The sequence below is a fragment of the Streptomyces sp. NBC_01481 genome, assembly GCF_026339995.1.
GTDB lineage: Bacteria > Actinomycetota > Actinomycetes > Streptomycetales > Streptomycetaceae > Streptomyces.
Map to the genome: position 1 here is coordinate 362,820 of NZ_JAPEPT010000005.1, position 14,569 is coordinate 377,388.

Consider the following 14,569-nt stretch of genomic DNA (forward strand, 5'->3'; position numbering starts at 1 on the left):
GTCAAGGGTGGGCGCAGAATTGACGTTCACGCCTGCGGCAAGCGCCCGCCTAAACCCAACTCATCACTTCGAGTGAAACTTTGGCCCATGCTTGCGGCATCAACTGACGGTTGCCAGGCTGTTGCTGTCTGTCAACCCGTTGGGAGTGGCCAGTGACATTCGGTGAGCAGCCCGCCTATCTGCGCGTTGCGAGCGACCTTCGCCAGAAGATCGTCAACGGCTCGCTGCCGCCGCACACCCGGCTTCCCTCGCAGGCCCGTATCCGCGAGGAGTACGGAGTCTCGGACACCGTCGCCCTGGAGGCGCGCAAGGTCCTGATGGCGGAGGGGCTGGTCGAGGGCCGCTCGGGCTCCGGCACCTATGTCCGCGAACGGCCGGTCCCTCGCCGGATCGCCCGCTCCGGCTACCGCCCGCCGTCCGGAGCCAACCCCTTTCGTCAGGAACAGGCCGAGGAGGGGATCCGGGGCACCTGGGAGTCCAGCAGCGAACAGGAGGGTGCGAGCCCGGAGATCGCCGCCCGCCTCGGCATCCCGCTCGGCGACCGGGTGATGCGTACACGCTATGTGTTCCGCGACGCGGGCGAGGCGATGATGCTCTCCACCTCCTGGGAGCCGCTCGAAGTCACCGGCCGCACACCGGTGATGCTGCCCGAGGAGGGCCCGCTCGGCGGCTGCGGAGTCGTCGAGCGCATGGCCGCCATCGATGTCGTCGTGGACAACGTGGCCGAGGAGGTCGGCGCCCGGCCGGGGCTTGCGGAGGAGCTCCTGGCACTCGGCGGCGTACCGGGCCATGTGGTGATGGTCGTCGAGCGGACGTACTACGCGTCGGGGCGTGCGGTCGAGACGGCGGACCTCGTCGTCCCGGCGGACCGCTACCGGATCGCGTACCACCTTCCGGTGAAGTGACTGAGGGGTCCGTGGCTCGGCGGCCGGTCCGGTGCTGATGCCGGTGCCGGTGCCGACGATGCCGGTCGCGGGGCATGATGCGGGGCATGGCCGGGGCTCAGTGAGGGCCCGGAATCGGCCAGCAGGGGGCGTATCCAGCCGGGTGCGCCCTCTTTCATGTCTCTTTGTGTAAATCCGTATCCGCTGAGTAAAGGTCAGGCGTAGGCTCGGGCATATGCGTATTGCGGTTTCCTGGCGATCCTTACAGACCTGCAGGCCGGCCCGGGGAGGGGCGCGATGAACGACAGCCCCGCTGTGCTCCCCTGGCTCGTCATTCGGCAGGACGACAACGGCAATCGCTACCGCGTGGGACAGTACGCGACCCGGGACGAGGCCCAGGAGATCGCGGACACCCTCGACGGCCGCGGACACAAGCAGCTCTACTGGGTCGAGCGCATAGGCCAGACGACGCACTAGCCCGGTAACCGCCGGAGCCCAGTACGCTCCGGCGCATGAAGGATCGTGTTGTGGTGGCCGGCGCCGTGTGCGACAAGGGGCGGCTGCTGGCCGCACGCCGCAGCGCACCCGAGGAGCTCGCCGGTCGCTGGGAACTGCCCGGCGGCAAACTGGAGCCGGGGGAGAGCCCCCAGCAGGCGCTGGTGCGCGAGCTGCGTGAGGAGCTGGGCGTCGAGACCCAGCCGGTGGAGCGGATCCCCGGCGAGTGGCCGCTCAAGCCCGGCTATGTCCTCCAGGTCTGGACCGCCCGGCTGCTCTCCGGGGAGCCCCGGCCGCTGGAGGACCATGACGAGCTGCGCTGGCTCGCCCCCCATGAGACCGATGCCGTCGACTGGCTCGACCCGGACCGGCCCGCCGTGGCCGAGGCTGCACGGCGCCTGCGCGCGGGCGAGCTGAGTGGAAGCGAGCCGCGCGGAAGCGAGCGGGACGGCGCCCGCGACTGAGGCCTACGCCGTTCGTACCACGGTCCGCCGCTTGCCGTACCGACCGGGATACCTCCCACCAAATATCGGGTATGTGCTGATTAACCCCCCGAAATAGGACGTGGGTCTGTTGGGCTGCTGCCGGTCTGGGGAAGTGAGCGGCGTGATCGACACCGAGGGTCAGTGCGTCGAATGGACCTTCCCTGCGGAGCCCGACTCCGTGCGCGCCGCCCGGCACGCCGTGCGCGACACCCTGCGGGCCTGGGAACTTGATTCGGTCGTCGGCGATGTGACCGTCCTGCTGGTCAGCGAGCTGGTGACCAATTCCCTGCGGTACGCATCGGGCCCCATCGGGGTCCGCATGGTCGGGCCCGAACCGGGCGACTCCTCCCCGTCGCTGCTGGTCGAAGTCTCCGATCCCCTTCCGGATCCGCCCACCGAGCGCAGCGCACTGCCCGACGACGAGGGCGGACGCGGACTTCAGCTGGTGGCTTGTTCCGCTCGTAGGTGGGGCACCAGGCGCGGGAGAACGGGCAAGACGGTGTGGTTCGAGCTCCCGCTGACTGGTTAGAAGAGTGGGGGGACGACGATCACGCCACGCACGGTTCCGACCTGGCCGGGAGTAGGCCGAAAATGAACGAGACCGTGCTGTGATCGTGAACGCCGTGCCGGTCTGGCCCGTAGTGCTGAATACTGCGGTCATGGCCGGTCCGGTGCGGTGAGCTGGAGGGGACGGTCGCGTGAGCGAGATACCTGAGACGGCGAGCACTGTCATGTGGCAGAGCAGCCCGCCTGGCTCGATCTATGACTACATCAAGGTCGCTTCTTTCTCGATCGGCCCCGACGGGCTGGTCGACCAGTGGAGTCGGCGTGCGATTGATCTCTTCGGCATCACCGCGGACGAGGTCAGGGGAAAGGACCCGGTCGAGGTCTTCATGCCCGCCGAGCTGCGCCCGCGCGGCCACCGGCACGTGGCCGAGATACTCGACGGCAAGGAGTGGACGGGCCTCGTCCCGTTCCGGATGCCGGGGGCGGGGGGCGCGCACGGCATCGCCGAGGTCTATGTGATGCCGAGTGAGACGGAGAGCGGCGACAGGGCTGCGCTCTGTATCGTCGTCGACGTCCGCGCACTGCGCCGGATCGAGACCGATCTTGCGGCTTCGCAGGCGATTTTCGGCCAATCTCCGTTTGGGTTCCTCCTGTTCGGTACGGATCTCACCGTGCAGCGCACCAACCAGCGCTTCGCGACCGTCTTCGGAGGCACCTCCGACGATCACCGCGGACGCACCGTCCACGACTATCTCTCCCGCGCCGAGGCCGACCGGATGACCGCCTCGCTGCGCCGGGTGCTGGAGACCGGCGAATCCGCCATCGACCTCCAGATCGTCGGCGCGGCGCCCGGCAGTTCGGACCGCAGGCACTGGTCGATCAACCTCTACCGAGTGCACAGCGGATCGGGGCGCCCGATCGGAGTCGCCGGGATCGGCACCGATGTCACGCGCCGTCATATCGCCGCCCGCGAGGCCGCGAACGCCCGCCGCAATCTCGCCCTCCTCAACGAGGCGAGCGCCCGCATCGGCAACTCCCTCGACCTGGAGACCACGGCCCGCGAACTGCTCGACGTTGCCGTCCCCGGCTTCTGCGACCTCGCCTCCGTCGACCTGTGCCAAGGACTCCTGAGCGGGGACGAGGCTCCTCCCGGCACATGGGGGTCCCCGCACTCCGAGGGATACGGCGGCGGGAGCGCCGAGTTGCGCCGGGTCGCCTTCGCCAGCGCCGTGTCCGACGCGCCGCTGTTGGCCACCCCGGGCTGCAGCCCGGAGGGCAGCGTCCCCATCGCCGTCGGCGCGGTCCACCGCTATGCCTTCAACTCGCCCTGCGCCAGGGCCCTGCGCGCCGCCCGCGTCCAGTCGATCCCGGGCGAGGACGGCAGCCTCGTGCAGTCCACCCTCGCCGTTCCGATGGTCGCGCACGACACCGTCGTAGGCCTGGTGCAGTTCTCCCGTACGAAGGGGAGCGAGCCTTTCGGGGAACGGGACATGGCGCTCGCCGTCGAACTCGCCGCCCGGGCCGCGGTCTGTATGGACAACGCACGGCTCTATCGCAGGGAGCACGAGCGGGCACTGATCCTCCAGCGCAGCCTCCTGCCGCCCGGCGACCCCGAGGCCGCGGGCCTGGACATCGCGTGCCGCTATCTCCCGGGCAACACGGCCACCGAGGTCGGCGGCGACTGGTTCGACGTCATCGAACTGCCCGGCCACCGCACCGCCCTGGTCGTGGGCGACGTGATGGGCCGCGGACTGCGGGCCGCGGTCGCCATGGGTGAACTGCGCACGGCCGTACGGACCTTGGCGCTGCTCGACCTGGAGCCGGCCGAGGTGCTGTCCGCGCTCGACGAGATCGCCCGCGGGCTCGGCACCCCCAGCGGCGCCCAGCAGGCCTCGCGCGTGGCCCACAAGTCCCGCGACGCCGACCTCTCCGAGGTCTATCTCGCGACCTGCGTCTACGCCGTCTACGACCCGGTCACCCGGCGCTGCACCTTCGCCAACGCCGGCCATCTGCCGCCCGTCCTCGTCGAACCGGGCGAGGAGGCGCTTCTGCTCGACGTGCCGCCGGGGATGCCGCTCGGCGTGGGCGGCGAGCCCTTCGAGGAGGTCGAGGTCGAGCTCGCTGAGGACGCGCTCCTCGCCCTCTACACCGACGGGCTCGTCGAATCCCGCGACCACCCCCTCGACGAGGGGCTGCGCGCCTTCCGCGCCGCGCTCACCGATCCGGTACGCCCCCTCGAAGACGTCTGTGACCATGTGCTGAACACGCTCGACACCCGGCACGGCGAGGACGACATCGCGCTGCTGATGGCCCGGATCCAGGGCCTGCCCGTCGACGCCGTCGGCGACTGGCGGCTGCCTCGCGAGCCCCGCTCGGTCGGCCGGGCCCGGGAGCTGGCCCGCGCCCAGCTGGTCACCTGGGGCCTCGAGGCGCTCGTGGACACGGTCGAGCTGCTGGTGAGCGAACTGGTCACCAACGCGCTGCGGTACGGCGAGGACGAGATACGGCTGCGGCTGCTGCGTGACCGCACCCTTGTCTGCGAGGTGTGGGACGCGGGCCTCGTGCAGCCGCGACGGCGCCGGGCACGCGACACCGACGAGGGCGGCCGCGGACTGCAGTTGGTCGGGCTGCTGAGCGCGGCCTGGGGCTCGCGCCGGACGCCGCGCGGCAAGACGGTCTGGTTCGAACTCGCCCTGCCCGACGGAGACTCGACGGCGGAGCCCACGGTCGAACAGCTGCTGAGCATGTTCTGACAGAGCCTCACCGTCATCCGGTCCTGCGCCTGCGCCGACGTGGCCAGGGCCACCAGCGCGTCCGGCTGGTCTCGGCGTCGACTTCGGCCGGCGGCTTCTCGCGTGCCTGCCGAGGCGGGCCCCAGCCCTCCTGGCCGCCCTGGGGTGTGGTGCGCGTCGCGGTGCGTCTCCGGCGCTTGGCGGAGCTGTACACGGCGATCGCACCGGCCGCGGCGCCGAGCGCGATGGGCAGCACCAGATCCGCTGTCCACGTCCCGGCCCCGGTGCTCCGGCCCTCGCCGGACAGGCCGACCGGATGGTCGGCGAGCGCGCAGCGAGCGGCGGGCACCAGCAGCCACCACGCCGCCACCAGCACGGCCAGGAGCGCCCGGGCGGCTATTCGCGTCACATTTGGGAGGCTATGTCGCCCGATGGGCCTCCGCGACCGGAGACGGGCTAGTCAGCCGCCCCGCGCCGCGTGATCTTGTTGCCCAGCCACACCAGCGGGTCGTACTTCCGGTCCACCGCCCGCTCCTTCAGCGGGATCAGCGCGTTGTCGGTGATCTTGATGCCCTCGGGGCACACCTCCGTACAGCACTTCGTGATGTTGCAGTAGCCCAGCCCGTGCTCGTCCTGGGCAGTCTTCTTGCGGTCCAGGCCCGTCTCGGCCGCCCCGTCCAGCGGGTGCATGTCCAGCTCCGCCACCCGCATCAGAAAGCGCGGACCGGCGAACGCCGTCTTGTTCTCCTCGTGGTCGCGCACCACATGGCAGGTGTCCTGGCACAGGAAGCACTCGATGCACTTGCGGAACTCCTGCGAGCGGTCCACGTCCATCTGCTGCATGCGGTACTCACCGGCCTTCACCCCCGCCGGCGGCACGAAGGAGGGGATCTCCCGTGCCTTCGCGTAGTTGAAGGACACATCCGTCACCAGGTCCCGCACCACCGGGAACGCCCGCAGCGGCGTCACCGTGATCGTCTCCTCGCGCGAGAAGACCGACATGCGCGTCATGCACATCAGCCGTGGCCGCCCGTTGATCTCCGCGCTGCACGAACCGCACTTGCCCGCCTTGCAGTTCCAGCGGACGGCGAGATCGGAGGCCTGGGTGGCCTGGAGGCGGTGGATGATGTCGAGGACGACCTCGCCGTCGTTCACCTCGACGGCGAAGTCCTCAAGACCCCCGCCGTCCTGGTCGCCCCGCCAGACCTTGAAGGCCGCTGTGTAGCTGCTCACTCGTAGAGCTCCTCTTCGGCGAGGTACTTGACCAGCTCCTCCTTCTCGAAGAGGGCAAGCAGGTCGGGACGGATGGGCTCGGTCGTCTTGTGTACGAGCGCGATCTGGCCGCTCACCGGATCGGTGGCCGCGAGCCCGCCGGTGGGGTCGACGAGTTGGCACAGCAGATTGATCCGCCGCCACTCGCGCTCCATGGCCGGGCAGTCCTCGCGGGTGTGCCCGCCGCGGCTCTCGGTTCTCTCCAGTGCAGCCCGCGCGATGCACTCGCTGACCAGCAGCATGTTCCGCAGGTCGAGCGAGAGGTGCCAGCCGGGGTTGAACTGCCGGTGGCCCTCGACCCCGGCGCGCCGCGCCCGTACGCGCAGATCCGCCAGCTTGTCCAGCGCCTGCGCCATCTCCGCCTCGCGCCGGATGATGCCGACCAGGTCGTTCATCGTCTGCTGGAGTTCCTGGTGGAGGGTGTACGGATTCTCCGGCTGTGCGCCCTCGTCGGGGCCTTCGGCGCTGAACGGACGCAGCGCCTCCGCCGCCGCGGCGTCGATCTGGGCCTCGTCGACGGCCGGGCGGACGCCGAGCCCCTCGGCGTACCCTGCCGCGTGGAGCCCCGCCCGCCGGCCGAAGACCAGCAGGTCGGACAGCGAATTGCCGCCGAGCCGGTTGGAGCCGTGCATCCCGCCCGCGACCTCGCCCGCCGCGAACAGGCCGGGCACCCCGACCGCCGCAGCGGTGTCGGACTCGACGGCGATGCCGCCCATCACGTAGTGGCAGGTCGGCCCGACCTCCATGGCCTCCGCCGTGATGTCGACATCCGCCAGCTCCTTGAACTGGTGGTACATCGACGGCAGTCGGCGCCTGATGACCTCGGCCGGCATCCGGGTGGAGACATCCAGGAACACGCCGCCGTGCGGGGAGCCGCGGCCCGCCTTCACCTCGGAGTTGATGGCACGGGCCACCTCGTCGCGCGGCAGCAGCTCAGGAGGACGGCGGTTGTTGTCCGGGTCCTCGTACCAGCGGTCGCCCTCCTCCTCCGACTGCGCGTACTTCTCCTTGAAGACGTCGGGCACGTAGTCGAACATGAACCGCTTGCCCTCGGAGTTGCGCAGCACCCCGCCGTCGCCGCGCACCGACTCGGTGACGAGGATGCCCTTCACCGACGGCGGCCAGACCATCCCGGTCGGATGGAACTGCACGAACTCCATGTTGAGCAGCGGAGCGCCCGCGAGCAGCGCCAGCGCGTGCCCGTCGCCGGTGTACTCCCAGGAGTTCGACGTCACCTTGAAGGACTTGCCGATCCCGCCGGTGGCGAGCACCACCGCAGGGGCCTCGAGGACGAAGAAGCGCCCGGACTCCCGCTCGTAGCAGAAGGTGCCGCTCACGCGGTCGCCGTCCTTGAGGACGCGGGTGACCGTGCACTCCTGGAAGACCTTCAACCGGGCTTCGTAGTCCCCGAATTCGGCCTTGTCCTCCTGCTGCAGCGAGACGATCTTCTGCTGGAGGGTACGGATCAGCTCAAGGCCCGTCCGGTCGCCGACGTGCGCGAGGCGCGGGTACTCGTGCCCGCCGAAGTTGCGCTGGGAGATCTTTCCGTCGGCCGTGCGGTCGAAGAGCGCGCCCCAGGTCTCCAGCTCCCACACCCGGTCGGGCGCCTCGCTCGCGTGCAGCTCCGCCATCCGCCACTGGTTGAGGAACTTGCCGCCGCGCATGGTGTCGCGGAAGTGCACCTGCCAGTTGTCCCCGGCGTTCACATTGCCCATGGAGGCGGCGATACCGCCCTCGGCCATCACGGTGTGGGCCTTGCCGAAGAGGGACTTGCAGATCACCGCCGTGCGGGCGCCCCGCTCGCGTGCCTCGATGGCGGCGCGCAGGCCCGCGCCGCCCGCGCCCACCACCACGACGTCCCACTGCTGCCGTTCGAGTTGCGTCATGTCAGAACGCCCCACCCATCAGAAGAACCTCGGATCGTCGAAGGCACCGGACGCGACGAGATAGACGTAGAAGTCGGCAAGCGCGACGCTGATCAGCGATGCCCACGCGAGGAGCGCGTGCCGTTCGTTGAGCCTGCCGACCCAGCCCCAGAGGCGATAGCGCACCGGGTGTTTTGAGAAGTGCTTCAGCCGGCCGCCGATGATGTGCCGACAGGAGTGGCACGAGACGGTGTACGCCCAGATCAGCACGATGTTGATCAGGAGGACGACCGTGCCCAGACCCATGTGTCCCCACGCGTAGTGCTCGTCGCGGAAGGCGAGCACGGTGTCGTACGTGAGGATTCCGGCGACCGGCACCGCCGCGTAGAAGAAGTACCGGTGGATGTTCTGCAGGATGAGCGGGAAGCGGGTCTCGCCGGTGTACTTCTTGTGCGGTTCGGCGACCGCGCAGGCCGGTGGTGAGGCCCAGAAGCCCCGGTAGTAGGCCTTGCGGTAGTAGTAGCAGGTCAGCCGGAAGCCCAGCGGGAAGATCAGGATCAGCAGCGCGGGGGACAGGCCCCACCAGCTGCCGAAGATCTCCCAGTTGGGGCCGCCCCGCATCGTCTCGCAGTTCTCCGCCAGACAGGGGGAGTAGAACGGCGAGACGTACGGCGCCGCGTAGTAGTCGGCGTTGGCGAACGCGCGCCAGGTCGAGTAGACGATGAAGGCGAGCAGCCCGCCGGCGGTCAGCGCGGGCGCCAGCCACCAGCGGTCGCTCCGCAGATGTCGCGGGCTGATGGCGGCGCGCGTCGCGCCGTGCACGCCTGTATTGACTTGTGGTGGTTCAGTGCCTGTGGCCAACGAGATCTCCTAGGGGGCGTGCCGGTCCTGGACGCCCAGGCCCTCGTCGTCCGAGTCCGTCCACAGGGCGTGGTTGTACGGCACGTCGGGGATGGTGACCAGCTCGGGGCGCTCCGGTGTCTTCGACTCGGCGGGCGCGGCCGGGCCGGCGCCACGCAGCTGATCGACGGTCCGTTCCAGATCGCCCACACGCTGGACGAGCTCGTCGAGGCGCTGCCGGATCGCCGTCAGATCTTCCTGCTGGGACATGACTCGCCCTCACTTCCGCAGGGTGCGGTGGCTTCGTTCATGCGCCTGCGAGTGTCGCGCGTCACATCCCCGCTTGTGAAGGGGACGTACAGGGATTCCCGGCGCATGCGCTGTCAGCGCGCCCCATGTGGTTCGAACCTCACTCCCCTCATTTTGTCCCCTTTGGTGGCGCCGTGTCCGATTCTCCTTTGGGCCGCACGGGTGACCTTGAGCCGACCCGCGTCGTGTCGCCACCGACTGCCCGGCTTCGTCCACTTCAGTGGACGGGAATCGGTGTGATCATCCCTAAATTCCGCAAAACAGGACGATGAGGTACAAGCCATGCCCGAGGTCGACGCGCCACGCGGGAGGACATGCTCCCGGACGCTCCGTTCCGTCGCGCTTCTCACCAGTGGGGTGCTCGCTCTGCCCGTCCTGTCGGGCTGCGGCTCCGGCGATACGGACGAGGCCAGGGCCGCGGCCCAGGACATCGCGCCCGCCGGGCGTGACCTGATCGCCGAGGGCGGCACGCTGCGCTGGGCCATCGACGCGATGCCCACCACGCTCAACACCTTCCAGGCCGACGCGGACGCCGCCACGACCCGTATCGCCGGTGCCGTGCTCCCCGCCCTGTTCACCCTCGACCGGCGCGGACGGCCGCAGCGCAATCCCGACTTCGTCGAGTCCGCGAAAATCGTCAAGCGCGAGCCCAAGCAGGTCGTCCTCTACAAGCTCAACCAGCAGGCGGTGTGGAGCGACGGCCGGGAGATCGGCGCGGCCGACTTCGTCTCGCAGTGGCGCGCGCTGAGCGGCAAGAACTCGGCGTTCTGGACGGCCCGCAACGCGGGCTACGAGCGGATCGAGAAGATCGAACGAGGCGCTGACGACCTCGAAGTCAAGATCACCTTCAAGAAGCCGTACGCGGACTGGAAGTCCCTCTTCACACCGCTCTACCCCAAGGAAGTGACCGGGACCCCGGCCTCCTTCAACGACGGCGCACGCGCGGCACTCGAGACGACGGCCGGCCCCTTCCGGCTGAAGGGCCTCGACCCCAAGGCGGGCACGGCCACGCTCGTGCGCAACCCGCGCTGGTGGGGGTCTCGGGCCAAGCTGGAGCAGCTGGTGCTGACCGCAGTGCCGCGCGACAAGCGCGCCGCGGCGCTCGCCGCCGGCAGCATCGATCTCGCCGAGATCGACCGCGCCACGGCGGACCGCATCGCCCAGGCCCGGAAGAGCAAGGGCGCGGCCGGCCAGCAGCTCAGCCAGGGGCCCGGCGCCGCCGTCACCCCGTCCGCTGCGCTCAAGTCCTGGGCACAGGCCAACGGCTCGAACAAGCAGCAGGCCGAGGCCGCCCGGCTGGCCCGCGAGCAGACCGCCGAGGCGATCAGTGAGTACGCCACAGAACAGAAGGCCCTGCGCGGCTATGTCGTACGCAAGTCGCTGGAGCCCGCCTACACCCAGCTCGCGCTGAACGGCGAGTCCGGACCGCTCGCCGACGACCGGGTACGCCGGGCCGTGGCCCGCGCTCTGGACCGCGAGGAGCTGGCCGAGGCCGTGCTGACCCCGCTCGGCCTGCCCGCCACCCCGCCCGGGAGCCATCTGGCGCTGGCCGGGCAGCGGGCGTACAGCGACAACAGCGGCGCCCTCGGTGACCAGAACACCGCGGAGGCGCAGGCACTGCTGGCCGACGCCGGCTGGACGCCCGCGGGGGCTCGTATGAAGCCCGCCCCGGCCAAGGCGGGCGGCGAGGACGAAACCGACCGGAAGAAGCCCCCAGCCAGCGCGGCCCCCGGTGAGGCCTCACTCAAGGCCTCACCCAAGGCCGGGCCCAACCAGGCGCCCAAGGAAGCCGCCAACGAAGCGGCCGCGAAGAAGAAGGAAGAGGACGTCGCGTCGAACGAGGGGCTGTACATCATCGGCGACGACAAGCCCGCCGGCGCCGGTCACGGCGCCGAGAGCGGCTCGACCGGTACGCACATCCTCGCCCCCGCCGCTGCCGACCGGGGCATGGCGGTGCAGCGCCAGGCCGAGCCACGGGACGACGACGCCGCCGGGGCAAGGACGGGCGCCCAGGAGGGGAAGGGCGCGGTAGCCGGGGCGTACGCCCCGCGCGGTACCGCAGCCCCCGCCCGCGCAGGCACCACCGTCGGCAAGAACGGCAAGCCGCTCAACCTGCGCTTCGTCCTCCCCTCCGGCCCCGGCTCCGAGGCGCTGCGCACGGTCGGAGACAAGATCGCGCGGATGCTGGACCGCATCGGCGTGCACACCGAGATCACCAAGGTCTCCGACGACAGCTACTTCAAGGACCACATCGCCTCGGGCGACTACGACATGGCGCTGTACTCCTGGCCCGCCACCGCCTACCCGGCGACCGACGCCCGCCCGATCTACGCCAAGCCCGAGCCCGCCACCGACGGCTCGCTGCTGGTGGAGCAGAACTACACCCGGGTCGGCTCCGACTACGTCGACCAGCTCTTCGACCAGGCGGCCGCCGAGCTGGACGAGGTCACGGCCCGTGACCTGATGCGCAGGGCCGACGCCCGGATCTGGGCGGCGGCCGGATCCATTCCGCTCTATCAGCGGCCCGAGCTGGTCGCGGCCAGGCCCCTGGTGGCCAACGCCGGGGCCTTCGGCTTCGCCGCTCCCCGCTACCAGGACATCGGATTCAAGATGCCGACGGCCGGGGCCCCCAAGAACAAGAAGTGAAGAACATCAAGACGTAGCGGGAAGCAGCGGCCCACAACCTCAGAACTGGCTCAATTTCCTTGCCCGCCGGCGCCGCCGGCGGGCAGGATCGTCTCACCCTTGACCCAGGCTTTCAGATCCCGGTTTCACCGCTCCCCACAGAGCTCCGACTGACGCAGGAACCTTCTCCCGATCGGCCCGGGAAGCCCCCGGCGCGGCGGCCCCGTACCATGGGACCAGCCGAGGCGTGTCCGCCCGGCGGGCGGACGAGGCTACGACCATCAAACGCCTGATCCCACGATCGAGAGAAGCCCCAGCCAGCATGCCCACGCGCCACGACATCCGTAACGTTGCCATCGTCGCCCACGTCGACCACGGCAAGACCACCCTGGTCGACGCCATGCTGAAGCAGGCCGGCGCCTTCGCCGCGCACGATGCCGAGCACCTCGACGACCGCATGATGGACTCGAACGACCTGGAGCGTGAGAAGGGCATCACGATCCTGGCGAAGAACACCGCCGTGAAGTACCACCCCAAGGCCGGCGGGGCCCCGATCACGATCAACATCATCGACACCCCTGGCCACGCCGACTTCGGCGGCGAGGTGGAGCGCGGTCTGTCGATGGTCGACGCGGTCGTCCTGCTCGTCGACGCCTCCGAGGGCCCGCTTCCGCAGACCCGCTTCGTGCTCCGCAAGGCGCTGCAGGCACGGATGCCCGTCATCCTCTGCATCAACAAGACGGACCGCCCGGACTCGCGGATCGACGAGGTCGTCAACGAGACCTACGACCTGTTCCTGGACCTGGACGCCGACGAGGAGCAGATCGAGTTCCCGATCGTCTACGCCTGCGCCCGTGACGGCGTCGCCTCGCTGACCAAGCCGGAGGACGGCACCGTCCCGGCCGACAGTGACAGCCTGCAGCCGTTCTTCAACGCCATCCTGGAGCACGTCCCGGCTCCCGAGTACGACGAGGCCGCGCCGCTCCAGGCCCATGTCACCAACCTGGACGCCGACAACTTCCTCGGCCGTATCGCGCTGTGCCGCGTCGAGCAGGGCGAACTGCGCAAGGGCCAGACCGTCACGTGGATCAAGCGTGACGGCACGAAGTCCAATGTCCGCATCACCGAGCTGATGATGACCGAGGCGCTCACCCGTAAGCCGGCCGAGAAGGCGGGCCCGGGCGACATCTGCGCGGTCGCCGGATTCCCGGACATCATGATCGGCGAGACTCTGGCCGACCCCGAGAACCCGATCGCGCTCCCGCTGATCACGGTCGACGAGCCCGCCATTTCCATGACCATCGGTACGAACACCTCGCCGCTGGTCGGCAAGGGCGGCAAGGGCCACAAGGTCACCGCCCGCCAGGTGAAGGACCGCCTGGACAGGGAGCTCATCGGTAACGTCTCGCTCCGCGTCCTGGACACCGAGCGCCCCGACGCCTGGGAGGTCCAGGGCCGTGGTGAGCTCGCGCTCGCCATCCTGGTCGAGCAGATGCGCCGTGAGGGCTTCGAGCTGACCGTCGGCAAGCCCGAGGTGGTCACCAAGGAGATCAACGGCAAGATTCACGAGCCGATCGAGCGCATGACCATCGACTCTCCGGAGGAGCACCTCGGTGCCATCACGCAGCTGATGGCGACCCGCAAGGGCCGTATGGAGACGATGACCAACCACGGCTCGGGCTGGATCCGCATGGAGTGGATCGTCCCCTCGCGCGGCCTGATCGGCTTCCGTACGGAGTTCCTGACCCAGACCCGCGGCACCGGCATCGCGCACTCCATCTTCGAGGGCCACGAGGCGTGGTTCGGCGAGCTGCGCACCCGTCACAACGGTTCGCTGGTGGCGGACCGCTCCGGTTCGGTGACGCCGTTCGCCATGGTCAACCTCCAGGAGCGCGGTGTCATCTTCACCGAGGCCGGTACCGAGGTCTACGAGGGCATGATCGTCGGCGAGAACTCCCGTGCCGACGACATGGACGTGAACATCACCAAGGAGAAGAAGCTCACCAACATGCGTGCCGCCTCCGCGGACACCACCGAGAACGTGGTGCCGGCCCGGAAGCTGTCGCTGGAGCAGTCCCTGGAGTTCTGCCGCGAGGACGAGTGCATCGAGGTGACCCCGGAGACCGTACGCATTCGCAAGGTCGTCCTGGACCAGAAGGAGCGCGGCCGCACGGCCTCGCGCGCCAAGCGCAACTGACGCTTCGTCACAAACGACTCGGCCCCCTCGGCAACAGAGAGGGGGCCGAGTCGTTCGTCAACTCCATTTTCCGGCTCGATCGTCCGGATATCGGACGCTGATCACCGGAACGTGTGTTAAGGGTCCGTTTCGCGTGTGTCTGTCTGTGCTCAGTTTGTCCGGATTTCGGGCACTCGGGGTTCGGCGATGTTGTCAAAACGAGACCCATAAAGTGTGGTTAATGGCCGGGGCGTACTCAATAGTTGGCTCCATTGAGCTCGGGTCAACGGGTCAGGCGCTGTGGGGAGTGCCGACTCACGAGCACACTCGGGGCACTTGACGTTCACGCTGTCAGGGGTGTCAGCGCGCGTAGAACGTG

General features: G+C 69.4%; 12 protein-coding genes. 7 read left to right on the top strand and 5 right to left on the bottom strand.

Translation table 11 applies throughout. The features are described from left to right. Positions 1-152: 152 nt before the first annotated feature. The 5 genes from OOK40_RS27760 (at position 153) to OOK40_RS27780 (ending at position 5,124) form a co-directional block, all read left to right on the top strand. Complete coding sequence (locus OOK40_RS27760) at positions 153-905, top strand: GntR family transcriptional regulator (RefSeq protein WP_266487062.1); 753 nt, start codon at positions 153-155, stop codon at positions 903-905. A 276-nt stretch (positions 906-1,181) separates the two neighbouring features. Next, positions 1,182-1,361 carry an SPOR domain-containing protein gene (locus OOK40_RS27765; RefSeq protein WP_266487064.1) on the top strand — a complete coding sequence of 60 codons (180 nt, stop codon included), beginning with the start codon at positions 1,182-1,184 and terminating at the stop codon, positions 1,359-1,361. Positions 1,362-1,396: 35 nt separating this feature from the next. Further along, on the top strand, positions 1,397-1,843 hold the full coding sequence (locus OOK40_RS27770; RefSeq protein WP_266487065.1) for a (deoxy)nucleoside triphosphate pyrophosphohydrolase: 447 nt from the start codon (positions 1,397-1,399) through the stop codon (positions 1,841-1,843). 133 nt (positions 1,844-1,976) lie between these two features. Beyond that, positions 1,977-2,393, top strand: coding sequence for an ATP-binding protein (locus tag OOK40_RS27775; protein ID WP_266487067.1), 417 nt, complete (start codon positions 1,977-1,979; stop codon positions 2,391-2,393). Between the two features lie 169 nt (positions 2,394-2,562). Beyond that, positions 2,563-5,124, top strand: coding sequence for a SpoIIE family protein phosphatase (locus OOK40_RS27780; protein ID WP_266487069.1), 2,562 nt, complete (start codon positions 2,563-2,565; stop codon positions 5,122-5,124). A gap of 13 nt (positions 5,125-5,137) precedes the next feature. Here OOK40_RS27780 and OOK40_RS27785 read toward each other — a convergent pair whose 3' ends face one another. From OOK40_RS27785 to OOK40_RS27805, 5 genes are read right to left on the bottom strand one after another with little or no spacing between them, the layout of a single operon-like run. Then, positions 5,138-5,512, bottom strand: coding sequence for a hypothetical protein (locus OOK40_RS27785; protein ID WP_266487070.1), 375 nt, complete (start codon positions 5,510-5,512; stop codon positions 5,138-5,140). 47 nt (positions 5,513-5,559) lie between these two features. After that, on the bottom strand, positions 5,560-6,336 hold the full coding sequence (locus OOK40_RS27790; protein ID WP_266487072.1) for a succinate dehydrogenase/fumarate reductase iron-sulfur subunit: 777 nt from the start codon (positions 6,334-6,336) through the stop codon (positions 5,560-5,562). Continuing rightward, the gene (locus tag OOK40_RS27795; protein ID WP_266487074.1) at positions 6,333-8,261 is read right to left on the bottom strand and encodes a fumarate reductase/succinate dehydrogenase flavoprotein subunit; all 1,929 of its coding nucleotides are present in this window, start codon (positions 8,259-8,261) and stop codon (positions 6,333-6,335) included. Before OOK40_RS27795 ends, OOK40_RS27790 begins: the two co-directional genes overlap by 4 nt. Positions 8,262-8,279: 18 nt before the next feature. Continuing rightward, on the bottom strand, positions 8,280-9,101 hold the full coding sequence (locus OOK40_RS27800; RefSeq protein ID WP_266487075.1) for a hypothetical protein: 822 nt from the start codon (positions 9,099-9,101) through the stop codon (positions 8,280-8,282). 9 nt (positions 9,102-9,110) lie between these two features. Further along, positions 9,111-9,350 carry a hypothetical protein gene (locus OOK40_RS27805; RefSeq protein WP_266487076.1) on the bottom strand — a complete coding sequence of 80 codons (240 nt, stop codon included), beginning with the start codon at positions 9,348-9,350 and terminating at the stop codon, positions 9,111-9,113. Between the two features lie 321 nt (positions 9,351-9,671). Between OOK40_RS27805 and OOK40_RS27810 the strand changes: the two genes are divergently transcribed. Both OOK40_RS27810 and typA read left to right on the top strand, forming a co-directional pair. After that, positions 9,672-12,035 carry an ABC transporter substrate-binding protein gene (locus OOK40_RS27810; protein ID WP_266487077.1) on the top strand — a complete coding sequence of 788 codons (2,364 nt, stop codon included), beginning with the start codon at positions 9,672-9,674 and terminating at the stop codon, positions 12,033-12,035. Positions 12,036-12,336: 301 nt separating this feature from the next. Next, on the top strand, positions 12,337-14,211 hold the full coding sequence (gene typA, locus OOK40_RS27815; protein WP_266487078.1) for a translational GTPase TypA: 1,875 nt from the start codon (positions 12,337-12,339) through the stop codon (positions 14,209-14,211). Positions 14,212-14,569 lie beyond the last annotated feature (358 nt).